Genomic DNA, 21,456 nt, shown 5'->3' on the forward strand with positions numbered 1-21,456 from the left:
GATTGTCGCCAGCGTCTCATCCAGATTGCCGCGCTATACCGTGTCTCAAATCGCTGGGCCGGAAACCGCAATCGGTGTGTTGCGGGACTATCAAACGCTGGTCGCAGGCCTCGCTACGGTGGCAGCCCTGTTCATAGCGGCTCAGCAGCTCAGGAGGCAGACCAACCGCGATGCCATTGATGCACGAAGGCACCATCAGGATGAGCTAGACACCCTGGTGGAACTCGATAGAGCGGCGAGCGTCTTGGCAAGATCAGCAAGCCGGAGACCTTCGCCGTACGGGGCAGCATTGCCCTATGACCGGCATCGATGGGAGCGATTGCGCCAGCAGTCGCACTTTTCGGTATCTCCATCTGTTTCAACAGTGATGCGAGCAGTGGAGACCTATAACGGCTTGGTGAGCCCCAAGGAGGAGCCCAGCTTCGGCCTGAGCCTTAACCTCGGTCGCAGCGAACGAGGAGAACATCCATATGAACGAACCCGGGTCTACCTTGCTGCAGGGCTTTTGACTGCAGCGGTTCACGAGAGACGTGACGCTGTCTTGAGGGACGTAGAGGCGAGCAGTTGAAGGTAGCCACCCGTCTTGCGGATGGCTGGGAGAACATCGCGGGTGGCCCAGTCTTGGAACTTGCGGTCGGCGCTGGCTACCAGTCTGAGTGGTAGGCAGACTTCGCTTGCTTTTCTCCAGCGGACCGATGCTGGCGCGGCCAAGATGGTGCGCGTAGGTTTTGTTGGTGGGATGCTTCGAGAAGCCCAGAGCTTCGCAGACATCCGCTGCCATAGACCAAGCAGTCTCGGCCTCCATCAGGACGCGCAGCTCAAGGCCAGCGAAGTCGGAAGTCTGGAGGGTGGTTTCGGTATTGGTCATGGGTATTTCTTTCGGGCCAGATGGGGCCGCGTTTTGTGGACACCCAGGAAACCAGCTGTTTACTGCCCCAATCCACCGTCCTTGACCACGAGGCCACCCTCAGCGGCATCATATGGATGGACGGGAGGGACCATGCCCAAGCGAGGGACAGGAATGGCTGCGCAGATGGCTATGGCGGCGCTACTCGGGGCCGCTGGTGTGGTCGCGTTCAGCTCGGACATGAGCGACCTTCCCGCGATGGCAACGTCCATTGCTGCCCACGCAAGCGGTTCCTGCAACATCAAGGGCAATGTCAGCCAGAACAGTGGCGAACGCATCTACCACGTCCCTGGGCAGCGCTACTACGCAGAGACAAGGGTTGATGGCAGATACGGGGAGCGGTGGTTCTGTTCCGAGCAGGAAGCCAGACAAGCCGGATGGAGACGGTCGCGGGATTGACCCGGAGTACCTGATGAAAACAGGCGAGGCCTGAAGAGCGCTTTGGGGTAGCTCAAAGCACTCCTAATGCTACTCCATAAGCTATGCCTGTTATACTCATCTTATAGTCCATCCCGTAATATCATACCTATAGCTCTCCTAGGGTGAGGGGTATTGTCTCCTAGGGTGGGGGGTAATCTTCCCCCCTCCTCACCGGAAGCCCTTAGCTGGTCATCTGAACCACTTAGGGTGTCTGGCCTTTAGACTCTTCGTCCCATGTGGATAAAGACCAAGCGCTGCGTTGCTGGATAACTCGTCTGCCAGCCCGTTCAGGTAGTGACCATTATGGCCGCGCTGCCAGACCCAGCGAACTGAGTTGGTTTCCAGCAACTGGTCCAAGACCATCCACAGCTCCTTGTTCGCAACGGCTCCGTTGGTTGTCCTCCAGCCCTTGGCCTTCCATTTTGGGAGGTTCTTCGCCCCGTCGATGACGTACCGGCTGTCAGAAATGATGACTATCGGTAACGGCTCAGCTACGGCTTCGAGAGCGCGGATGACAGCCGTCAACTCCATTTGGTTGTTGGTGCTGATCATCACTTCGCCCTGGCCAGCGATTGGCTTTTGTCTGACGACCTCGGTGCCGTCCTTAAGCTGGATGATAGCGCCCCAGCCGCCAGTGCCTGGGTTGCCCTTGCAAGCGCCATCAGTGGCGATGAGATAGTGGCGACCATCACGTACGGCCTCGGCAAATTCGTTGTTCATAGAAGATCCTCAGAGAGAGTCACAGGCGGGCGTTGGGCTCGCGCTGGTGGGTAGGTTCAAGATTTGTTGGAAACGCCGCTCATGGCACGTCCTAACTGCGCTCGATCCAGTCCGCTTGGCGAGGTCGCCCTGGAAGCGCTGAACGTCAGCCAGGGTCATGCCGGAGAGGTTGATGTCTTGGTTGTGGGTGTTGCCGTAGAAGGCGTTGTAGTTTCCCCCTCTCTCGGGGCCTGCGATGAATTCCAAGAGCGGCTTTTGGTCGGCCATAGTGATTTCCTGAAATGAAAAAGGGCCGCCCTAAGGCAGCCCAAGATTGAGATGAAACGCGTTGTGCGTGGTCTAGGGTGGGGGGTAATCACCAATCCCTGCCGGATAGCGAGAACTTCTAGGGTGAGGAGTAATCGATCACGCCAGCGCCTCCCAGACGCTCATCCCCGCCCATGCGCAGCTCACCCAGACCACGACCTTGATAGGCCAGGCCAGTGGAGAGAACCGAAGCAAGACAAGAAGCGCTTGGCTGTTGGCACAGGCGAAGCCATAGGCAAATGCCCAAACCAAGTTCAGGCCGATGAAGGTGGCCAGCCCCGCGAACACGGCCATCATCAGTTCATGCCCTTGCCAGAGGCGTACAGCTCGCCTTGCTCACGACACAGATGGACCTCGACCCGCCCAAGCCAAAAATTCACACCGTCAACAGAGCGCTCGACACCCCGCCCGAGGTCGGCCTGATGACGTTCCACAAGCGCGCTCAGGCGGGTGAACGGAAGACGCAAGTACAGCGCGCTGCCTTGCCGCCAACCATCAGGGTGTCGGTGAACCGCTACATGGTTGTCGAATGCCCGTGCGACTGCGCCCCGCATACTGGAGGTGGTGGACAGGATGAAATTGAAAAGACCGCGCATGGATGCCCCTGTGGTTCGCGGTGGTACTGTCCCGAAGTGGACAGCATGGGATGGCCGGAGAGCCCCCAGAGAGGCGCACAGGAACGGGAACAGAGATGGCATGAGGACTGGTCCACAGCCGTGCCAAAGCCGCCCTATGCGTCCGCCAAGGGGTTCGCTTTAGGGGTTCTTCGGGGTGGCTACGGGATAGCGCGGGAAGTCCTTAATGGCTTCCGCCAACTCTTCAATATCGGGCAGCTCATAGATGCGCCCAACCTTCGGGTCGGTATGCCCGCAGAAGGCATCGCGGATGCGCTCCTCGATCTTCGCCCTGCTCGCCCGACGCTTGAAGGTGTGCCGCCAGCCATGGTTGGGGCCAACGCCAGGGTCGGTCACACCCTGCTTCCTGACCCAATCAGCGAGCTTCTGGCGCATGATTACATACGGTGGACGCGGCGGATTAAGCGGGTCAATCAGCTTGTCGGTCTTCACGGCCTTAGGGTCATAGAACAGCGGACCGGGCTTCGCCCTCTTCACGAAGTCCAAGAACCCCTGCTCTATCAGATGGTCATGCAGCACAACCGTCCGAGGCATTGAGCCCTTCACCGTCCCAGCATCAGGCGTGATGTGCAGAAGCCAGAAGCCGTCCCGGTGCTGCTCAATATCCTGCTTGCGAAGCTGGGTCATCTCACCGGAGCGGGCCCCAGTATATGCACACAGCCACGGCACCCACCGAACGACCAACCGAAGATGCTCAGACGTTCGCGGCCCCTGCGGCTGAAGCGTGGCCTTCAGGATGGTCTCGGCATCTTCTTCCTGGAACTTCCCCTTGGTCGGCCCGGACCGCGCCACAGCCACCTTGACGCCATCGAAGGGGTTGCTGGCGATCTTCTTCTGGCGCTTGACCCAATTGAAGACCGTGCGGGCTCCAGTAATCCAGATTTCGTTGATCGTACGGCCACCAGCATTTTTCGCGGTGAGCGTGTCCTTCCATGCCACCGCCTCATCGTCTGTCATGAGGGCGATGTCGCGTTTGCCGAGGAAATCGTTGAGATCCATGAAGACCACGCGCCAGCGGTTGACGGTGGCGACAGCTGGCTGGCGCTCTTTCACCCACGCCTCGAAGGCATCCCAAGCATTCCAGCCTGAGAGCTTCACGTTCGAGGGCACAACAGTGGTAGCTTGGGGGAAGCGCTCGCGGTGCTTGTCGGGGCGATGGTCACCCCCTGCCCGCCTGCGCAGGTAAGCGATTGCGGCAACCAGATCGCGTTCGAGGGTATCCACAAGGGTGTTGTGGGATAGCGCGGACAAGACCAAACCTTCGTCCGCCATGAATGTCGCGAGGCGAGAAAGCTCCTGAACGATGGCACGAACACGAGCGGCATGGTGCGCGCCCCTCTCGGCCTCTTCACCGCCCTGGTCCCCTAGATCGCCGTTGGCATGCTTCTGTACCTGCTCATAGCGGGCGTAATGGTAGTCCCAGACCGCCGCTGGCGTATCGTCTTCGGCATGCTGGTGGATGAACCAGTCGTACCAACGGCCAGCCAGCTCATCGAGCTGACGCCGAGAAAGCTCGACAGGCTCGCCCGAAGCAGCGGCCCGGAGTGCGGCAATTCGCCCCTCTATCTGGCCAACCCAATCGGCGTAGGCGGCTTTGACTTCTCCTGGGGGCTTTCCCGAAGGCAGCCGGAAGCGCTCTTCCTGGCGAACGCCATAGGCCCGCTGATACGCATCCCTTACGTCAGCAGGGATGCCCTTGCGGGCGAAGTAGTCACCGTTCTTGGCTCTAGAGAGGGTAGGCATCGTCAGGGTCATTTTGTAGCGCCCTTTGTAGTGGGAGGACGGCTACAAACCCCTGAAATCATTCAACTCTTTGACCCCATTACGATAATGGGAGAGTTTGGTGCGGTCGAGAAGACTCGAACTTCCACGCCTCGCGGCACAGCGACCTCAACGCTGCGCGTCTACCAATTCCGCCACGACCGCACTGTGTGGTAGAAGCTTCTGCACCAGCGGTGCCGAAGCGAGTGGGGATGTAGCAAAGGTCCGGCACAACCTCAAGCGCTTAAATGACGATTTCTGTGTGTCGCGCCATTCCAAGGAGAAATCGCCCCAATCGAGCGATTTGAGGCGGGAAGGTCATGAGAGCCAGTTCGTTTCACTGTTGATCTGAAACGACTGCATATCCCACCGTCACCACCGGGCTTGTCCCGGTGGTCCATGCCCGCCGCAAGATGGATTGCCGGGACAAGCCCGGCAATGACGGAGAAGTCGAGTGAGAGCGACTGCCGTCTCGGCCGATGAGTGAAAGTGGCGCAGTTCTAGAGGGCAGCGCCAGCCCTCTCTACCCCAGCCGCAACACCTTGTCGGTCACCAGGACCCGCAAATGCCCCTCTTCCACGCTGACCTCGCCTTTGGCGATCAGGGTATTGTTGGCGTAAATCTTCAGCGGATCGTGCTCGGTGGCGTCCAGTTCGATCACCGCCCCCCGGCCCATGCGCAGCAAATGGTGAATGGGCATGGTGGTCGCGCCCAGTTCCACCGTGATATCGACTTCAATATTGTCCAGCGTGCTCATAGATAAGGTTTCGAGCGAAATGATCCGCGCCCCGCGAGCGGATTCGGTAAGCATGAAGGTCGGCCAGGGCTGGTTATGGAAGCGTTAACAAATATCGACCAGGCGTGCCAAAGCGGCGCGAAATTGCATCGCGACGATGGCCGCGCCGTGGAATGGCGCATTTTCGAGGCGCCGCTGGACTATGAACGCGCCCTGGCCATGATGGATGAGCGCGTCGCCGCCATCGCCGCCGGCGCGGCCGGCGAGGCCGTCTGGCTGCTCGAACACCCGCCCCTCTACACTGCCGGCACCTCCGCCCGGCCCGAGGACCTGCTCGATCCGCGCTTTCCCGTCTTCGCGGCCGGGCGCGGCGGGCAATATACCTATCACGGCCCTGGCCAGCGCGTGGCCTATGTCATGCTCGACCTGACACGGCGCGGCCGCGATATCCGTTGCCTGGTCCAGGGGCTGGAGCAATGGGTCATCGACACGCTGGCCGCCCACAATATCCGGGGCGAACGGCGCGAGGGCCGCGTCGGCGTCTGGGTGCCGCGCCCGGAAAAGGGGCCGGGCAGCGAGGACAAGATCGCCGCCATCGGCGTGCGCGTGCGCAAATGGGTGACCTTCCACGGCATTTCGCTCAATATCGCGCCCGATCTCAGCCATTATGACGGCATCGTGCCCTGCGGCATCAGCGACCAGGGCGTCACCTCCTTCGAGGATCTGGGCGTCCTGCTCTCCATGGCCGAAGTCGATTCGGTGCTGCGCGGGCGCTTCGAAGCCATTTTCGGGCCGACCGTTTCGACGCCCGTTTAACGCCGCCCTTGCCATAAGCCGGCGTTGCAACCAATTTACCGCAGGAGCCGGATTCGAGGAGCCGCACATGACCCTGGACGATCTCAAACGCCTTTTGACGCGCCAGACCCTGTTCCGGCTCGATGCCATCCTGTCGCCGCGCCTGGTGCCGATTTTCTACGCGCTGGGCCTGGCCGCCATCCTGCTCTGGGCCATCAGCCATTTCTTCTTCCGCTTCGGCACCGGTTTCGGCGACGGCCTCTGGGGCCTGTTGGAAATCGCCGTCTTCGGCCTGCTGGCCTTTGTGGGGCTGCGTATCGGCTGCGAGGCGCTGCTGGTCTGGTTCAAGAGCCATGAGCAGAGCGGGGACAGCGTCCAGCGCTCGCGCTATTCGGCCTCCCTGCTCGATGAAGTCCGCGACGCGATTCGCGACCTGGCCGAGGAAGGCGAGGACAGCGACTATGCCGAGGCCGACGAATATATCACCCCGGCCACCGAGCCCCTGCCCACCACGCCGCCGGTGTCCCCGGCCCCGCCGGCCAGCGCCGCCCCGCTGCGCGAGCCCGCTACCAAACCCGGCGAAACCCACAAGCCCCGCAGGACGGCCAGGCGCACCCCGCCGAAACCGACGACCTGAAATGTGGAAGGCCGCCCCGATGAGGCGGCCTTTTTCATAAATATCTGGGTTATCGTCATTGCCGGGCCTGTACCGGCAATCCATCTCACTGCGAGCCATGGACCACCGGGACAAGCCCGGTGGTGACGGTGACATGGGAGCCCCCTACTTCTTGTTGACGCTCCAGGCGCCCGGGCCGGCAAAGATCAGGTAGAGGAAGACGAAGCAGAACAGAATCGCCGCGTCGCCGGCATTATTGGTCGGAAACAGGTCGCCCGGCGCATGCGCCATCCAATAGGCCACGGCCATCGTGCCCGAGGCGAGGAATGCCGCCGGGCGGGTGTAGAAACCGATGGCGATGAGGATGCTGGTCACGATCTCGATCACCCCCGCAAACCAGAAAATCGAAAAGGCCGGCGGCGCGAATGGAGCGGCCGGGAAACCGAACAGTTTCTGCGTGCCATGCAGGACGAACAAAAGCGCGGTGACGATGCGCAGCACGGCGAGGGCCTGCGGCGCATAGGCGGAGAGACGATCGGACAATGAAATACTCCTTCATGCTGCGCCCTGGGGCGCGGGGACGAAATGGTTAGCCGGAAAGTCCGTGCGAGGGGAACAGGTGCGTTTCCGTACACACTGTTCGTCAGATCAAGATGCCGTGTTCACCGCTGCGGACAGCCCTGCCCCGCCTGGAGCGAGGGGCAGTCACATTGCGTAACCGCCCAACTTTCTGTATGACGCGCCATCCAGAAAGCATCGGACCGAATATGTGCGGCGGGTTTTGAGACCGCCCCCGATGCTCGAACCAGCAAGCGGAATACGTGACGCGCATGAATCAGGCGCCCAAAATCGGTCTCGTCAGCCTCGGCTGCCCCAAGGCGCTCGTCGACAGCGAGCGCATCATGACCACCCTGCGCGCGCAGGGCTATTCGTTCAGCCGCGACTATGCCGGCGCCGATATCGTGCTGGTCAATACATGCGGTTTCCTCGACTCGGCCAAGCAGGAAAGCCTCGAGGCCATCGGCGAGGCCCTAAACGAGAACGGCAAGGTGATCGTTACCGGTTGCCTCGGCGTCGAGGAAAACCTGATCCGCGAGACCCATCCCTCCGTCCTCGCCATTACCGGCCCGCATCAATATGAGAGCGTGGTCAGCGCGGTGCATGACCATTTGCCGCCCGTGCCCAACAAATTCGTGGACCTGGTCCCCGAAACCGGGCTCAAGCTCACCCCGCGCCATTACGCCTATCTCAAGATTTCCGAAGGCTGCAACAATCGCTGCACCTTCTGCATCATTCCCCAGATCCGCGGCGATCTCGCTTCGCGCCCGGCTGCCGGCATTCTCTCCGAGGCCGAGGGGCTGATCCGCTCCGGGGTCAAGGAGCTCCTGGTCATCTCGCAGGACACCAGCGCCTATGGCCTCGATCTCAAATACGCGACCTCCAAATATCGCGGCCGCGAGGTCAAGGCCAAGTTCTACGACCTGGCCAAGGAATTGGGCGAGCTCGGCGCCTGGGTGCGCCTGCACTATGTCTATCCCTATCCCCATGTCGATCCGGTGATGGAGCTGATGGCCGAAGGCCTGGTCCTGCCCTATCTCGACATTCCCTTCCAGCACGCCTCCCCCAGCGTGCTCAAGGCCATGCGCCGCCCGGCGCATCAGGAAAAGACGCTCAACCGCATTCTCGATTGGAAGCGCCAGGTTCCTGACCTGACCGTGCGTTCCAATTTCATCGTCGGCTTCCCCGGCGAGACCGAGGAAGATTTCGAAATGCTGCTCGACTTCATCGAGGAAGCCGAAATCGACCGCGCCGGCTGCTTCAAATACGAGCCCGTCACCGGCGCCACCGCCAATGAGCTCGAAGGCGTGGTGCCCGACGAGGTCAAGGAAGAGCGCTTCGCCCAATTGATGGAAGTGGCGCAGAACGTCTCCTTCGGCCAGCTCCAGAAGAAGGTCGGCCGCACCATCGACGTCATCGTCGACGATGTCCGCCCCGAGGAAAACCGCGCCATCGCCCGCTCCAAATGGGACGCGCCGGAAATCGACGGCCAGGTGATCATCGAGCGCGCCACCAATATCAAGATCGGCGACATCGTCTCGGTGAAGGTCACCGACAACGACGAATACGATCTGTTCGCGGAACCGGCGGCAAGCTAGCCCCCGGGCTCTTTCCCTTCTCCCCTGAGGGGAGAAGGTGGCCGAAGGCCGGATGAGGGGTTCAGTTTCAAGGTTCTACCGAGAAGCCCTCACCCCTCACCCCAACCCTCTCCCCTGAGGGGCGAGGGGGCGCAGGAGTGGATAATTTCGCGCCATCCCTACCGCGAAAACGCCTCGAACGGATTATCCGCCGTCAATTGCGTGATCGTCGCCTCGGCGATTCCCTCCGCCCGCAAGGCCGGCAGGAGCCAGTCCATCAGGTGCGTATAGGGCCGTGGTGTCCCACCGCCCGGCAGTGCGGGATCGTACCAGCCCAGATCATGGCTCAGCAGCATCTGCCGCTCCAGCCCCGCCTCCAGCGCCCGCAGCACCAGCGCCAGCACCTCGCCATCCGGGTCGCGGCCGATATGGTCATATTCGATCCACGCCCCGCGCGCCGCCACCGCCTGGTTGAGCGCGAAATCGGGTTCCGCCTGGCTGTGGATGGAAATGAACCGCGCCGCCGAGCCGCCTTCCGCCTCGATGATATCGAGCTGGTCCATCACCACCCGGCCCTTGATCGTATGCGAGCCGATCACCGCATTGGTCGGGATGGCGGCGCGCACCGCCGCCCGCAGGATTTTCGCCTCCAGCGGCGTTATCCCCTCGTCGCCCGCGCTCAGCTTGATCCATGCGGCCGGCACGCCGGTTTCGTCCATGCCCTCGGTGAGTTCCCTGAGCATCCAGCGTTCGAGCTCCGCCTCGCTCGCCTCCGCCACCCAGGCCGGTATCCAGGGCTCGCGATAATTGCCCGTCGGCACCACGATGGGCATGCCGGTGGCCTTCGACACCGCGATATCGATGTCGGCCCGGCGCCCCACCCCGCCCGTGGTGCATTCGACGATCGCCGTCACGCCCCGCGCCCGCGCCGCCGCGATCTGCGGCCCCATCAGCGCGACGACATCGCCGGCCTCCGCCTCGGCATAGCCCGGCTGGTCGGGCGTGCGCAGGTCCACGAAGACATGCTCATGCGGCAGGATCAGCCCCAATTGATGCCGCTCGAACGGCCCCAATGTCGTGTGCAATCGTTTCATCATGGTCCTCCCTGCCGTCTTGTCGCATGGCGGGGCGTCGAGTGAAACCATCCGCGGGCGCCGCAAACACGCGCTCTTGCCTTTCGCAACCACTGTGCCACGCTCACGTTGTCGTAAGACTCAGTTGCGAGAGGAGAAGCATAATGGGTTTTGACGGAGTGGGCTGGCTCGCAGCCATCATCATCGGCGGTCTCGCCGGCTGGCTTGCCAGCATGTTCATGAATGCCGGCGGCGGCGTGCTCAAGAATGTTCTGCTGGGCATTGTCGGCGCCATTCTCGCCAGCCTGGTCTTCGGGCTGCTGGGGATCTCCTTCGGCGGATGGGTCGGCTATCTGATCGCGGGCTTCATCGGCGCCTGCATCATCATCATTATCGGCCGCGCCGTCTCGAAATAGAATTCCGGCCGGCCCTGCGGGGCCGGCCGTCTCCAGGAAGGATTTGGCGTCGTGCGCCTGCCCCGCGCAACGTCTTTGCCCCAGCGCCAATCGCCGTAAATTACTCATCCCAAGCAAGCATTTAGCGCTTTACGCCACGCCGGACCCCGTCGCATCAAGGTAGCAACTCGACCCCGTGATGGATTTTAGCGTCCGATGAACAAGCTCCTCGCTTCCGCCGCCTTTGCCCTGGCGCTGGCCGCCGGCCCCGCCCTGGCGCAGCCCACCGATATTCTCAACGCCTCCTACGATATCGGGCGCGAGCTGTTCGAGGCCGAAAACGCCACCTTCGTGCCTGCCTATGAAGCAGCCAATGGCGTCGCCGTCACCGTCAACCAGTCCCATGCCGGCTCCTCCGCCCAGGCCCGCGCCATTCTCGAAGGCCTCCAGGCCGATGTGGTGACCTTCAACCAGGTGACCGATATCGACCGGCTCGTGGATGGCGGCTTCGTTGCGGCCGATTGGCAGAGCCAGTTCGCCAACAATGCCTCGCCCTTCTATTCCTTCCCCGCCTTTCTGGTCCGCGCCGGCAATCCCAAGAACATCAATGACTGGGCCGATCTGGCGCGCGACGATGTGGGCGTGATCTTCCCCAATCCGAAAACCTCCGGCAATGCCCGCTATACCTATCTCGCCGCCCGCGCCTGGGCCGAGGAGGAATTCGGCGGCGACCAGGCCCAGGTTGAAGACTACCTCACCAAGGTCTTCCTCAACGTGCCGGTCTTCGAAACCGGCGGCCGCGGCGCCACCACCGCCTTTGCCGAACGCGAACTGGGCGACGTGCTGATCACCTTCGAAGCCGAGGTGCTGAGCGCCGTCGACCTGCTCGGCGCCGACAAATACCAGGCCGTGACCCCGTCGGTGAGCCTGCTCGCCGAATTCCCCGTCGCCCTCGTCGACAAGGTCGTCGATGCCCGCGGCAGCCGCGACCTCGCCAAGGCCTATCTCGATTTCCTCTACTCGGCCGATGGCCAGCGCATCGCCGCCGAGCGCAACCACCGCGTCATTGACGAAACCGTCGCCGCCGAATTCGCCGACCGCTTCCCCGAAATCCGCCTCGTCACTGTCGAGGACACCTTCGGCGGCTGGGACCAGGTCTCCGAGGAACATTTCGCCGATGGCGGCCTGCTCGATACGGTTTTCGTGAACCAGTAGGCAAACTAACTGCGGAGATGGCCCGTCCGTCTCCGCATTTTTGATATTCCGTCATCACCGGGCTTGTCCCGGTGATCCATTTTGACGCCAGCGCTCGCCGCTGGATTGCCCGGACAAGCCGGGCAATGACGATGAAGGCCAGGCCTCGGACCGGCCGCCGAGAGAGGATCATGCCCAAAACCCGCAGCAAGCATCTGCTTCCCGGCTTCGGGCTGACCATGGGCGTGTCCCTGTTCTACATCACCCTCATCATCCTGCTGCCCATCTCGGCCATGCTGCTCAAGGTCGCCGGCATGGGCTGGGAGGAATTCTGGCGCATCATCTCCTCGCGCCGCGCCGTCGCCGCCTACCAGATCACCTTTTCCTCGGCCTTCTACGCCACCATTCTCAACGGCGTACTCGGCCTGCTGCTCGCCTGGGTGCTGACCCGCTATCGCTTTCCCGGCCGCCGCCTGCTCGATGCGCTGGTCGATCTCCCCTTCGCCCTGCCCACCGCCGTGGCCGGCCTCGTCCTGGTCACCCTCTTCGCCAATAATGGCTGGTATGGGCAATCCCTCGAGCCGCTCGGCATCAAGGTCAATTACACCCAGCTCGGCATCGTCGCCGCCATGACCTTCACCTCCATTCCCTTCGTGGTCCGCGCCGTCCAGCCGGTGCTCGAAGACCTCGACCATGGCCTCGAAGCCGCCGCCCGCACCCTCGGCGCTACCGATTGGCAGATTTTCACCCGCATCGTCTGGCCCACTATCCTGCCCGCCTTCATCAGCGGCTGCGTCCTGTCCTTCGCCCGCTCGCTGGGCGAATTCGGCGCCGTAGTCTTCATCGCCGGCAACCTGCCGGGCGTCACCGAAATCGTCTCGCTGCTGATTTTTATCCGGCTGGACGAATACAATTACGAAGCCGCCGCCGCGCTGGCTTTCGTCCTGCTCCTCGTCGCCTTCCTCACCCTCCTCGCCACCAACGCCCTCGCGGCCTGGCAGACCCGCTATGTGGAAAGGAGCGCGTGATGGTGCTGACATCGTGCCACCAAGCCCCCCCTCCCGGCCTCCCCCGCAAGGGGGGAGGTGCAGATCGAGTGCCGGGCACGATCTGGCCACAGCCGCCGGCCCGACACCTCCCCCTTGACGGGGGAGGATGGGAGGGGGTGCGCCCCACGCTCGAACACTTCGGCAGGAGCGCCATATGACCCGCTCCCTCGCCGCCAACGCCCTTATCGCCCTGGCCTTCCTTGCCGCCGGGCTCATGCTCGTCGTCCCGGTGGCGCTCATCTTCTCCTTCGCCCTGCGCGAAGGCCTTGATGTCTATTTCGCCAATATAATCCACCCCAATACCCTGCACGCCATCTGGCTCACCGTGACCACGGCGCTCATCGTCGTGCCCATCAACATCGCCGCCGGCGCCGCCCTGGCCTGGCTGGTGACGCGCTTCCGCTTTCGCGGCCGGCAATTGCTCATCAGCTTCATCGAGCTGCCCGCCGCCATGAGCCCCATCGTCGCCGGCGTGGTCTATCTCTTCCTCTATGGCGGTCAGGGCCTGTTCGGCCCGGCGCTGCAATCGGCCGGCATCCAGGTCATGTTTACGCCGCTGGCCATCGTGCTGGTCAGCCTCTTCGTCACCGCCCCCTATGCCGCGCGCGAACTCATCCCCCTCATGAGCCAGCAGGGCACCGAGGACGAGGAAGCCGCCCTTTCCCTGGGCGCCAATGGCTGGCAGATGTTCTGGCATGTCACCCTGCCCAATATCGGCTGGGCCCTGCTCTACGGCGCCGTGCTCACCAATGCCCGCGTCATGGGCGAATTCGGCGCCGTCTCCGTGGTCTCCGGCGCCATTCGCGGCCAAACCAATACCCTGCCGCTGCAGATCAACCTGCTCTTCAACGACTTCAACGTCACCGGCGCCTTCGCCGCCGCCTCCACCCTGACGCTGATCGCCGTCCTGACGCTGGTGATCAAATCGGTGCTGGAAGCACGGCAGAACGGATAGGCGGGCGACTTTAGGCGCGCGATGCGGCACCTCCCCCAAGGGGGGTGTTTACTTTGGACGCCTTCCTTACCCACGGAGTCATTCCCGCGAAAGCGGGAACCTCTGTTTGCGACCCTTGTATCGGTAACGGAGGTCCCCGCTTTCGCGGGGATGACATCGTGAAAATTCACGTAATGGTGCGTCCAAAAATAACCGCCCCTCAAGGGGCAGGCAAAGACCCGCGCTCCGACATAATCCTTGAGCCGCCCCCCGCTCCGCCCTAAACCGGACCCATCGGAGCCCGTCATGCACAAGACCCACACCATTCCCCTGCGCCACCGCCCGTCGCTCGTTCTGGGCCGGCGCGCGCTCGTCATGGGCATCCTCAATGTCACGCCCGACAGCTTTTCCGATGGCGGCGCCCATAACCATGTCGATGCCGCCCTCGCCCATGCCCGCCTCATGCTGGCCCAGGGCGCCGATATTCTCGATATCGGCGGCGAAAGCACCCGCCCCGGTTCCGAACCGGTCGGCGTGCAGGAGGAACTGGATCGCGTCATGCCGGTGATCGACGCCCTGCGCGCCGCCGGCGTGGCCGCGCCCATTTCCATCGACACCATGAAGCCCCTGGTCGCCGACCAGGCCCTGCAGGCCGGCGCCGATATCGTCAACGACGTCAACGGATTGCAGGGCGCACCTGAAATGGCCGAAATCGCCGCGCTGCATGAGGCCCCGGTCATCGCCATGCATTGGGACCGGGCCTGGACCGCCGGCACCGAGCCGATTCCCGCCATGATCCGCTATTTCGCCGAGACGCTATCCATCGCCGCCCGCGCCGGCATCGACCCGGCGCATCTGGTCCTCGACCCCGGCTTCGGCTTCACAAAGACGCTGAATCAGAACTACAGCATTCTGCGCCAACTCCCCGACCTGACTCGCAATTTCCCCGTCCAGCCACTGCTGATCGGCACCTCGCGCAAATCCATGATCGGCCGCCTGCTCGACAGCCAGCCCGCCGAGCGCCTGCCCGGCACCATCGCCACCAATGTCCAGGCCTATGAGCGCGGCGGCCACATTTTCCGCGTCCACGACGTCAAAGAAAACCGCGATGCCCTTCGCGTCGCCGAGGCAACGCTGTATGGTCCGCCCCAGAACTGAATAACACTCCAGCTTAACCGCTCCTGCGCCTCCCTCCCCCTTGAGGGGAGGGAATGAGGGTGGGGGTCCATCGGTGGATGACGAAACCACCCCCTCCCCAACCCTCCCCTCAAGGGGGAGGGAGCGCCAAACCGGAGAAGATGAGCAAGATATGACCGCACCCTTCACCGGCGACCGCATCATCCTCAACGATCTCGGCTTTTACGGCTATCATGGCCTGTTCAACGAGGAAGCCAAGCTCGGCCAGCGCTTCCTCATCGATCTGCAATGCGGCGTCGATCTCTCCGGCCCGGCCCAGACCGACACGATCGGCGCCACCGTGTCCTATGCCGATATCTACGACGTGGTGAAATCCGCCTTCGAGAGCCGGCGCATGCATCTCATCGAGGCGGTGGGCCAGAACATCATCGACGCCCTGTTCACCGCCTTTTCGGACATCACCTGGGTGATCGTCCGCGTTCGCAAGCCCGAAGCGCCCATCGCCATGGTGCGCGGCGAGGCCGCCATCGAACTCCATCGCGTCCGGCCCGCCTGATGCCTCGGGCCTGGCTCAGCCTCGGCGCCAATATCGGCGATCCGCCCGCCCAGCTTGCGGAGGCCATCAGCCGCCTCGATGCCCATGACCATATCCGCGTCGCCGCCCAATCGAGCGTCATCCGCACCAAGGCCTGGGGCAAGACCGACCAACCCGATTTCGCCAATATGGCCGCCGAAGTCGAAACCGACCTCCCCCCCATCGACCTGCTCCATGCCTGTCTCGACATCGAGCGCGACATGGGCCGTGTCCGGCACGAGGTCTGGGGGCCGCGCCTGATCGATGTCGATCTCATCGCCTATGAGCGGGTGGTGATGGAGAGCGCCAAGCTCACCCTGCCCCATCGTTTCGCGCATGAACGCGACTTCGTGCTGGCACCGCTGCGCGAGATTTCGCCGGAGACCGCCGATTGGCTGCTGCGGCGCCTTTAGGCGACGCTCAAGGTCAACAGTCTGCTAACCAGATCGGCTCAACGGAGCCAATCGACCACCTTCACGGCCACGTCAAATTCCGTCCTGCGCTTGGCGCGGCGCTCCATCGCCTCGTCGTCCTCGCCCCAGAGCCGGATCTGGTGATCCTCGTCCACATGCGCGGCCGTCCAGACCTCGTCGGCGCTAAGCAATTGATGCAGCAGGGCAATCGCCAACAGGCCCGAGCCGGTCAACCCGGTGATCGACACCAGGGCGGTCAGCATGTGCAGCCCCTGCCCTTCCAGAGCCGCGTCCAGCTTCTCCAACGTGCTATCCGGCTGTTTCTGATGGATAATTCCGATCGTCGGCTGGAACGCCACATCGAAATGCCGCGCCAGTTTCACCAGCGCCCCATCCCAGTTCTTTTCCTGTTTGGCGACCAATTCCTGAGGAGAATCAGCGCGATAGAGCAGAAGATCGTTGCCCGCGAACTTGCCGATCTCTGCCCGGAAGGCCGGCACCATCTCCTCGCCGCTCTCCACCGCCGAATTGATCAGCCGCACCATGGGCATGCTGGCCGGATCGATGAATTCCCCCTGCGCCGCCCATTCGCCGGCCATGGCCTGCGCCAACTCAAGCGATTGAACCACAACGGGAATTTTCTTCCCCGGCGTCTTCACCTGCCGCCCGTCCAGGGTCACCGAATAGCCGGCCTCGTCGCGCACCACATCGACGCTCTTGTAAAAGCGCTTCGGCAGCTCGACGCGGTTGAGATGCTGTGCCCTGCCATAGCCATCGTCTTGATGTTTAAAGGCTTCTTCCAACTGGTCCCGCATCGTCAATGCTCCAAAAGCCGGTCGATCACCGCCGGCAGATCAGCGTAGCGATCCACCAGGACATCCGCGCCGGCGCCGCGCAATTCGTCCGGATGATGATAACCCCAGGTAACGCCAATGGTTTTCGTGCCTGCGGCCTTACCCATTTCCATGTCGAACGTGGTGTCGCCGATAATCACCGTTCGGTCCTTGTCCGCACCGGTTTCCGCCATGGCCCGTAGCATCATGCCCGGATGCGGTTTGGACGGATTGTGGTCCGGCGTTTGCAGCGTCGAAAAATGTTCAGCAATTCCATGGAGTTGCGTCAGGCGGTGGACGCCGTGGAGCCCCTTGCCCGTCGCAATGCCGAGCAGCATGTCCTCCCGGTCATGAAGCACGTCCAGGGCCTGCCGCGCACCGGGAAACAATCCCTCGCGCCCCTCCGACGACACCAGCGCAGCCCGGTAATGCGCGCGATAATCTTCAGCCAGCTTATCGGCGAGGGCAATATCGTCCGTACCCAGCAATTGCAGCATCGCCTGCGGGAGGCTCAACCCAATGACCCGCCGCGATTGCGCCGGTGTCGGCACCTCCAGCCCAGCGCCGGCGAAGGTCGTCGCCATATGCTCGCTGATCAGGGACGCCGTATCGATCAGCGTCCCGTCCATGTCGAACATGACCAGCTTCACGCGCCCTGCTCCGGATCGACATTCTGCGCATCGAACCGGTCCGGATCGAAACCGAGCGCCTCGAAGCTTTGCCGCATATGTGGCGGCAAAGGCGCTGAAATATCTATCTTTTTTCCGTTGCGGAGCGGCAGCGCGATGCGGCGGGCATGCAGGTGCAGCCCCTCCGCAAGACCAGGCGCCTCCTGCCAGTTCTCGATATTGAAATAGCGCGGATCGCCGATGATCGGCGTTCCCAATTGCGCCATGTGCACACGCAATTGATGCGTTCGTCCGGTCACCGGCTTGAGGGTGACCCAGGCGAAACGGCGGCTGGCCGTGTCGGTGGTGGAATAATAGCTCGACGAATGCACAGCCCCCGGCGTGCCGTTGCGCACCACCACCATCTGCTCGCCATCGGTCGTCTGCTGCTTGGCGAGAAAACAGGAAATCTCGCCCTGGCGCGGACTTGGATTACCCGCGACCACGGCCCAGTAAATCTTCCGCGCCGAACGCGAGCGGAACACCGAGCCGAAATGCTTGGCGGCGGCAGCCGTCTTGGCCACGACGAGGCAACCGGACGTGTCCCGGTCGAGCCGATGCACCAGGCGTGGCGCCTCGCCCTGCTTGTTCGGCAGGTTCTTAAGAAGCCCGTCCATATGCCGCGTTGTGCCGCTGCCGCCCTGGACCGCCAGGCCGTGCGGCTTGTTGAAGACATAGAGATCGTCGTCCTCATAAAGGATCAGATCCTTGAGGAACCGCACGTCCTCCTCGTTCACGCGGAACGGCCGCACCGTGTCCGGATCGTCGATCGGCGGAATGCGGACGGTCTGGCCTTCGGTCAGCCGCGTGCTGGTCTGCACCTTCGCCTTGTCGACCTTGACTTCGCCATTGCGGATCAGCTTTTGCAGCCGGGCAAAGCCGAGCTGCGGAAAATGCCGGGCAAACCAGCGATCCAGCCGCATCCCGTCATCGTCCGCACTCACTTCACGATGTTGAACGCCACTCATACTGCACCGCCTCTGGTTATCAGGAGCCCGAGATATAGGCCGGCAAGGCAAACCACAACCGACAAGGCAACATAGAGCCCGGCCTGCGCCAGTTCTCCCCGCTCGAGCAATATTACGGTATCGAGCGTGAACGAGGAGAACGTCGTGAAGCCGCCGAGAACGCCGACGGCAACAAACAGGCGGGCCTCCTGCTGCCAGGCCGGCATGAAGCGCGCCAAGAGCCCAATCACCAGGCCCATCGCGATGGCGCCGACAATGTTGACCAGGAGGATGGCGAGGGGGAACGATCCATGCCAGAGCCGGCCGACGAGAATGGATAAGGCATGGCGCGCCATGGCGCCAATCGCGCCGCCCGCACCGACCAACAGGAATGCCTGCATCGCCTAATCCTCTGATTCCGTCGCCCGTTTGGCGGCACGCAATCGCGCGAAATAGTCCATGCGCTTGCGCAGGTCGCGCTCGAAGCCGCGTTCGACCGGGTGATAAAAGTCCTGCCGGCCGATCTTCTCGGGAAAATATTCCTGGCCGGAAAAGGCTTCGGGCGTATCGTGGTCGTAGATATAGCCTTCCCCATAGCCCTGGCCCTTCATCATCTTGGTCGGGGCGTTGAGGATGACCATGGGCGGCATGGGCGAACCGGTTGATTTCGCAACGGAAACGGCGGCTTTGTAGGCGGTGTAGACGGCGTTGGACTTGGGCGCGAGCGCCAGATAGACGACCACCTGGGCGAGCGATAATTCGCCCTCGGGCGAGCCGAGCATCTGGTAGGCATCGCGTCCGGCGATGGCCAATTGCAGGGCTTGCGGATCGGCCAGGCCGATGTCTTCGGAGGCCATGCGGATCAGGCGCCGGGCCAGGAAAAGCGGGTCTTCGCCGGCATCCAGCATGCGGGCGAAATAGTAGAGCGCCGCATCCGGATCGGAGCCGCGTATCGTCTTGTGCAGGGCGGAAATGAGGTTGTAATGACCGTCCTGCGCCTTGTCGTAAATCGGCGCCCGGCGCTGCACAATTGTTAGCAGACTGTTAGCGTCGAGCGTCTCGTTTTCCTGCGCTGACGCGAGAATCTCCTCCACCAGGCCGAGAAGCGCCCGGCCATCGCCATCGGCGAGGCCCAGCAGCGTCTCGCGCGCCTCATCCGACAGGGGCAATCCGGCGCCCAGCAGGGTCTCGGCCCGCTCGAGCAGTTTTTCCAGATCGTCGCGGCCGAGCGACTCGAACCGCAGCACCTGGCTGCGGGAGAGCAAGGCGGCGTTGAGCTCGAAGGACGGGTTCTCGGTGGTGGCGCCGACCAGCACGACGGTGCCGTCTTCCATCACCGGCAGGAAGCTGTCCTGCTGGGCCCGGTTGAAGCGATGGATCTCGTCGACGAACAGCAGGGTGCGATGGCCCGACAGGCGCTCGAACCGCGCCTTCTCGAAAACCTTCTTGAGATCGGCGACGCCCGAGAAAATGGCCGAGATCTGCTCGAACCGGTAGCCGATCTGGTCCGCCAGCAAGCGCGCCACCGTGGTCTTGCCGGTGCCGGGCGGCCCCCACAGGATCAGCGAGCCCAGCCGCCCCGATGCCAGCATGCGCCGCAAGGTGCCGTTGGGGCCAAGCAGGTGCTCCTGGCCGATCACCTCGTCCAGGGTGCGCGGGCGCAATTGGTCGGCCAGCGGGCGGGCCTTGTCGGTTTCGGATGGATCGGCGGCGAAAAGGTCGGACATGACAAGTCTTCTAGCCTAGATCGGCTGGTTTTCGTAGCGTCGCCGCCACGTCATCCCCGCCAAAGCGGAACTGCTCTCAGCCGCTCACGATCGACCGGCTCACCCGCCCGTTGCGCTGCAGGATGATCTGCCAGGTGCGGACGCGCTGGCTGGCAAGCTGCTGGAACGCCTGGGCATCGGAAATCTCGATCTCGTTGAGCGCCAGGATGACGTCGTCGATCCGCAGCCCCATGGCCTCGGCGGGCGAGCCCGGCTCGATGGCGGTGACGAGAACGCCCCTGGCATCATAGGGCAGGCCCTTGGCTTCGCTGAGCGCAGGATCGAGCTGGCGCACGGTGACGCCGGCAAAGCGGGTATTGCCCGAAATGGCGGCAATGGCGTCAGCCGCCGGCTGCGGCGCGGCCTCCACGGGGAAGGCAATGGCTTCGGTGGCGCCGCCGCGCAGCCGCTCCAGTTCGGCCGTCTGACCGATGGGGCGCGTGGCGAGGCGGAAATTGAAGGCGCTGGGATCGTCCACCCGCTGGCCATCCACCGACAGGATGACATCGCCGGACCGGAACCCGGCGCGTTCAGCCGGACCGCCCGGCGCGATTTCGGTGATCATGGCCCCATGCGGCGCCGCCATGCCCAGGCTGCTGGCAATATCGGATGTGACCGCCTGCAGCTTGGCGCCGAACCAGGGCCGCACGATCTCGCCGCCGGAAACGCCGGCCTCTGCCACCAGCCGGGCCATGTTGGCGGGAATGGCGAAACCGATGCCCACCGAGCCGCCGGACTGCGAATAGATGGCGGTATTGATGCCGACCAGCCGGCCGGACATGTCGACCAGGGCGCCGCCCGAATTGCCTGGATTGATGGCCGCATCCGTCTGGATGAAGAATTCGTAGTCCGAGGCCTCGACGCCGGTGCGCGCCAGGGCGGAGACGATACCGCTGGTCACCGTCTGCCCGACGCCGAACGGATTGCCGATGGCCAGCACCAGGTCGCCGACCAGCAGCGCATCGCTGTCGGCAAAGGTGATGGCGGGGAAGGTGACGCCATTGGCGTCCCGCACCCGCAGCACGGCCAGATCGGTCTGCTGATCCTCGACCACGAGGTCGACGGCGAATTCCCGCCCGTCATTGAGGGCGATGCGGATATCGGTGGCGCCGCTGATCACGTGGCTATTGGTGAGAATGACGCCGCTGGAATCGACGACGACGCCCGAGCCCAGGGAGCGGGATTCCCGCGGGCGGGTCTGGAAATATTGCTCCCCGAAGAAACGCGAGAAAAACGGATCATTGGCAAAGGGCGATACGGCCCGCTGCTCGATGCGGGTGGCATAGACATTGACCACCGAGGGCGAAACCGCCTGGACGATGGGCGCGAAACTCAACTGCACCTGAGCCTGATCCTGCGGCACGGCGCGCTCGGGCGCCGGCGCCGGTGCGGGCAGGCTCTGCGCCTGCGGCGGGGGCGAGCCGTTAAAGGGGGACAGAGCC

26 protein-coding genes and 1 tRNA gene are annotated in these 21,456 nt (G+C 63.2%); 12 read left to right on the forward strand and 15 right to left on the reverse strand.

The annotated features are described in order from the left end of the window. Positions 1-568 (forward strand): hypothetical protein (locus A3840_RS19910; RefSeq protein ID WP_205633412.1); only part of this gene is annotated, 568 nt, incomplete at its 5' end. A gap of 537 nt (positions 569-1,105) precedes the next feature. Further along, positions 1,106-1,306, forward strand: a complete 201-nt coding sequence (locus A3840_RS20270; protein WP_483782929.1) for a sunset domain-containing protein — start codon at positions 1,106-1,108, stop codon at positions 1,304-1,306. A 210-nt stretch (positions 1,307-1,516) separates the two neighbouring features. Here A3840_RS20270 and A3840_RS18000 read toward each other — a convergent pair whose 3' ends face one another. The 7 genes from A3840_RS18000 to A3840_RS18030 form a co-directional block, all read right to left on the reverse strand. Further along, complete coding sequence (locus A3840_RS18000; protein ID WP_067460300.1) at positions 1,517-2,047, reverse strand: ribonuclease H family protein; 531 nt, start codon at positions 2,045-2,047, stop codon at positions 1,517-1,519. A gap of 9 nt (positions 2,048-2,056) precedes the next feature. Beyond that, positions 2,057-2,314, reverse strand: coding sequence for a hypothetical protein (locus tag A3840_RS18005; RefSeq protein ID WP_067460303.1), 258 nt, complete (start codon positions 2,312-2,314; stop codon positions 2,057-2,059). 138 nt (positions 2,315-2,452) lie between these two features. Then, positions 2,453-2,650 carry a hypothetical protein gene (locus A3840_RS18010; RefSeq protein WP_067460306.1) on the reverse strand — a complete coding sequence of 66 codons (198 nt, stop codon included), beginning with the start codon at positions 2,648-2,650 and terminating at the stop codon, positions 2,453-2,455. Next, entirely contained in the window at positions 2,650-2,949 is a 300-nt protein-coding gene (locus A3840_RS18015) for a hypothetical protein (protein ID WP_067460310.1), read from the reverse strand. The genes A3840_RS18010 and A3840_RS18015 overlap by 1 nt, the downstream gene beginning before the upstream one ends. A gap of 159 nt (positions 2,950-3,108) precedes the next feature. Continuing rightward, positions 3,109-4,743, reverse strand: coding sequence for a site-specific integrase (locus A3840_RS18020; protein ID WP_067460313.1), 1,635 nt, complete (start codon positions 4,741-4,743; stop codon positions 3,109-3,111). Between the two features lie 86 nt (positions 4,744-4,829). Beyond that, positions 4,830-4,914, reverse strand: a tRNA-Leu gene (locus tag A3840_RS18025). A 358-nt stretch (positions 4,915-5,272) separates the two neighbouring features. After that, positions 5,273-5,506, reverse strand: coding sequence for a FliM/FliN family flagellar motor switch protein (locus A3840_RS18030; RefSeq protein ID WP_067460316.1), 234 nt, complete (start codon positions 5,504-5,506; stop codon positions 5,273-5,275). Between the two features lie 75 nt (positions 5,507-5,581). On the opposite strand from A3840_RS18030, the gene lipB reads away from it, so the two are divergent. Together lipB and A3840_RS18040 are read left to right on the forward strand one after the other, a co-directional pair. Then, positions 5,582-6,301, forward strand: coding sequence for a lipoyl(octanoyl) transferase LipB (gene lipB / locus A3840_RS18035; protein ID WP_082904020.1), 720 nt, complete (start codon positions 5,582-5,584; stop codon positions 6,299-6,301). A 67-nt stretch (positions 6,302-6,368) separates the two neighbouring features. Beyond that, positions 6,369-6,917, forward strand: a complete 549-nt coding sequence (locus A3840_RS18040) for a DUF4282 domain-containing protein (RefSeq protein ID WP_067460319.1) — start codon at positions 6,369-6,371, stop codon at positions 6,915-6,917. A 144-nt stretch (positions 6,918-7,061) separates the two neighbouring features. Here A3840_RS18040 and A3840_RS18045 read toward each other — a convergent pair whose 3' ends face one another. Next, on the reverse strand, positions 7,062-7,445 hold the full coding sequence (locus A3840_RS18045) for a DoxX family protein (protein ID WP_067460322.1): 384 nt from the start codon (positions 7,443-7,445) through the stop codon (positions 7,062-7,064). Positions 7,446-7,726: 281 nt separating this feature from the next. Here A3840_RS18045 and rimO point away from each other — a divergent pair, with 281 nt between their 5' ends. After that, on the forward strand, positions 7,727-9,052 hold the full coding sequence (gene rimO, locus A3840_RS18050) for a 30S ribosomal protein S12 methylthiotransferase RimO (protein WP_067460325.1): 1,326 nt from the start codon (positions 7,727-7,729) through the stop codon (positions 9,050-9,052). A gap of 158 nt (positions 9,053-9,210) precedes the next feature. On the opposite strand, the gene A3840_RS18055 is transcribed toward rimO, so the two are convergent. Then, on the reverse strand, positions 9,211-10,125 hold the full coding sequence (locus A3840_RS18055) for a phosphotriesterase family protein (RefSeq protein WP_067460367.1): 915 nt from the start codon (positions 10,123-10,125) through the stop codon (positions 9,211-9,213). 143 nt (positions 10,126-10,268) lie between these two features. On the opposite strand from A3840_RS18055, the gene A3840_RS18060 reads away from it, so the two are divergent. From A3840_RS18060 to folK, 7 genes are all read left to right on the forward strand, one after another. Beyond that, positions 10,269-10,520, forward strand: coding sequence for a GlsB/YeaQ/YmgE family stress response membrane protein (locus A3840_RS18060; protein WP_067460328.1), 252 nt, complete (start codon positions 10,269-10,271; stop codon positions 10,518-10,520). Positions 10,521-10,715: 195 nt separating this feature from the next. Then, positions 10,716-11,714, forward strand: a complete 999-nt coding sequence (gene cysP / locus A3840_RS18065) for a thiosulfate ABC transporter substrate-binding protein CysP (RefSeq protein ID WP_067460331.1) — start codon at positions 10,716-10,718, stop codon at positions 11,712-11,714. Between the two features lie 170 nt (positions 11,715-11,884). Then, entirely contained in the window at positions 11,885-12,721 is an 837-nt protein-coding gene (gene cysT / locus A3840_RS18070) for a sulfate ABC transporter permease subunit CysT (protein ID WP_067460334.1), read from the forward strand. Between the two features lie 175 nt (positions 12,722-12,896). After that, entirely contained in the window at positions 12,897-13,697 is an 801-nt protein-coding gene (gene cysW, locus A3840_RS18075; RefSeq protein WP_067460337.1) for a sulfate ABC transporter permease subunit CysW, read from the forward strand. 285 nt (positions 13,698-13,982) lie between these two features. Continuing rightward, complete coding sequence (gene folP, locus A3840_RS18080; RefSeq protein ID WP_067460340.1) at positions 13,983-14,834, forward strand: dihydropteroate synthase; 852 nt, start codon at positions 13,983-13,985, stop codon at positions 14,832-14,834. 151 nt (positions 14,835-14,985) lie between these two features. Further along, a complete protein-coding gene (folB, locus tag A3840_RS18085; RefSeq protein WP_067460343.1) occupies positions 14,986-15,369 on the forward strand; it encodes a dihydroneopterin aldolase in 384 nt (127 codons plus the stop codon). Continuing rightward, on the forward strand, positions 15,369-15,800 hold the full coding sequence (gene folK / locus A3840_RS18090) for a 2-amino-4-hydroxy-6-hydroxymethyldihydropteridine diphosphokinase (protein ID WP_067460346.1): 432 nt from the start codon (positions 15,369-15,371) through the stop codon (positions 15,798-15,800). The genes folB and folK overlap by 1 nt, the downstream gene beginning before the upstream one ends. Positions 15,801-15,838: 38 nt before the next feature. Here the strand turns inward: folK and A3840_RS18095 are convergent, their stop codons facing one another. The 6 genes from A3840_RS18095 to A3840_RS18120 all read right to left on the reverse strand — a co-directional run. Next, entirely contained in the window at positions 15,839-16,615 is a 777-nt protein-coding gene (locus A3840_RS18095) for an ATP12 family chaperone protein (protein WP_067460349.1), read from the reverse strand. Positions 16,616-16,617: 2 nt separating this feature from the next. Next, entirely contained in the window at positions 16,618-17,283 is a 666-nt protein-coding gene (locus A3840_RS18100; RefSeq protein WP_082904022.1) for an HAD family hydrolase, read from the reverse strand. Beyond that, positions 17,280-18,269, reverse strand: a complete 990-nt coding sequence (locus A3840_RS18105) for an RluA family pseudouridine synthase (RefSeq protein WP_067460352.1) — start codon at positions 18,267-18,269, stop codon at positions 17,280-17,282. The genes A3840_RS18100 and A3840_RS18105 overlap by 4 nt, the downstream gene beginning before the upstream one ends. Further along, positions 18,266-18,649 carry a fluoride efflux transporter CrcB gene (gene crcB, locus A3840_RS18110; RefSeq protein ID WP_067460355.1) on the reverse strand — a complete coding sequence of 128 codons (384 nt, stop codon included), beginning with the start codon at positions 18,647-18,649 and terminating at the stop codon, positions 18,266-18,268. The genes A3840_RS18105 and crcB overlap by 4 nt, the downstream gene beginning before the upstream one ends. A gap of 3 nt (positions 18,650-18,652) precedes the next feature. Further along, positions 18,653-19,975, reverse strand: a complete 1,323-nt coding sequence (locus tag A3840_RS18115; RefSeq protein ID WP_067460358.1) for a replication-associated recombination protein A — start codon at positions 19,973-19,975, stop codon at positions 18,653-18,655. Positions 19,976-20,051: 76 nt separating this feature from the next. After that, a partial coding sequence (locus A3840_RS18120) for a DegQ family serine endoprotease (protein WP_342669906.1) occupies positions 20,052-21,456 on the reverse strand: 1,405 nt, incomplete at its 5' end.

The sequence above is a fragment of the Devosia elaeis genome (assembly GCF_001650025.1).
Classification (GTDB): domain Bacteria; phylum Pseudomonadota; class Alphaproteobacteria; order Rhizobiales; family Devosiaceae; genus Devosia; species Devosia elaeis.

Excerpts from the sequence above, each read along its gene's own strand:
- rimO (WP_067460325.1), top strand. The coding sequence starts at position 7,727 with ATGAATCAGGCGCCCAAAATCGGTCTCGTCAGCCTCGGCTGCCCCAAG.
- A3840_RS20270 (WP_483782929.1), top strand. The coding sequence starts at position 1,106 with ATGGCAACGTCCATTGCTGCCCACGCAAGCGGTTCCTGCAACATCAAG.
- A3840_RS18020 (WP_067460313.1), bottom strand. The coding sequence starts at position 4,743 with ATGACCCTGACGATGCCTACCCTCTCTAGAGCCAAGAACGGTGACTAC.
- A3840_RS18000 (WP_067460300.1), bottom strand. The coding sequence starts at position 2,047 with ATGAACAACGAATTTGCCGAGGCCGTACGTGATGGTCGCCACTATCTC.
- A3840_RS18015 (WP_067460310.1), bottom strand. The coding sequence starts at position 2,949 with ATGCGCGGTCTTTTCAATTTCATCCTGTCCACCACCTCCAGTATGCGG.
- cysW (WP_067460337.1), top strand. The coding sequence starts at position 12,897 with ATGACCCGCTCCCTCGCCGCCAACGCCCTTATCGCCCTGGCCTTCCTT.
- A3840_RS18115 (WP_067460358.1), bottom strand. The coding sequence starts at position 19,975 with ATGTCCGACCTTTTCGCCGCCGATCCATCCGAAACCGACAAGGCCCGC.
- cysP (WP_067460331.1), top strand. The coding sequence starts at position 10,716 with ATGAACAAGCTCCTCGCTTCCGCCGCCTTTGCCCTGGCGCTGGCCGCC.
- A3840_RS18005 (WP_067460303.1), bottom strand. The coding sequence starts at position 2,314 with ATGGCCGACCAAAAGCCGCTCTTGGAATTCATCGCAGGCCCCGAGAGA.
- folK (WP_067460346.1), top strand. The coding sequence starts at position 15,369 with ATGCCTCGGGCCTGGCTCAGCCTCGGCGCCAATATCGGCGATCCGCCC.
- folB (WP_067460343.1), top strand. The coding sequence starts at position 14,986 with ATGACCGCACCCTTCACCGGCGACCGCATCATCCTCAACGATCTCGGC.
- folP (WP_067460340.1), top strand. The coding sequence starts at position 13,983 with ATGCACAAGACCCACACCATTCCCCTGCGCCACCGCCCGTCGCTCGTT.
- A3840_RS18010 (WP_067460306.1), bottom strand. The coding sequence starts at position 2,650 with ATGATGGCCGTGTTCGCGGGGCTGGCCACCTTCATCGGCCTGAACTTG.
- crcB (WP_067460355.1), bottom strand. The coding sequence starts at position 18,649 with ATGCAGGCATTCCTGTTGGTCGGTGCGGGCGGCGCGATTGGCGCCATG.
- A3840_RS18060 (WP_067460328.1), top strand. The coding sequence starts at position 10,269 with ATGGGTTTTGACGGAGTGGGCTGGCTCGCAGCCATCATCATCGGCGGT.
- lipB (WP_082904020.1), top strand. The coding sequence starts at position 5,582 with ATGGAAGCGTTAACAAATATCGACCAGGCGTGCCAAAGCGGCGCGAAA.
- A3840_RS18030 (WP_067460316.1), bottom strand. The coding sequence starts at position 5,506 with ATGAGCACGCTGGACAATATTGAAGTCGATATCACGGTGGAACTGGGC.
- A3840_RS18105 (WP_067460352.1), bottom strand. The coding sequence starts at position 18,269 with ATGAGTGGCGTTCAACATCGTGAAGTGAGTGCGGACGATGACGGGATG.
- A3840_RS18040 (WP_067460319.1), top strand. The coding sequence starts at position 6,369 with ATGACCCTGGACGATCTCAAACGCCTTTTGACGCGCCAGACCCTGTTC.
- cysT (WP_067460334.1), top strand. The coding sequence starts at position 11,885 with ATGCCCAAAACCCGCAGCAAGCATCTGCTTCCCGGCTTCGGGCTGACC.
- A3840_RS18095 (WP_067460349.1), bottom strand. The coding sequence starts at position 16,615 with ATGCGGGACCAGTTGGAAGAAGCCTTTAAACATCAAGACGATGGCTAT.
- A3840_RS18055 (WP_067460367.1), bottom strand. The coding sequence starts at position 10,125 with ATGAAACGATTGCACACGACATTGGGGCCGTTCGAGCGGCATCAATTG.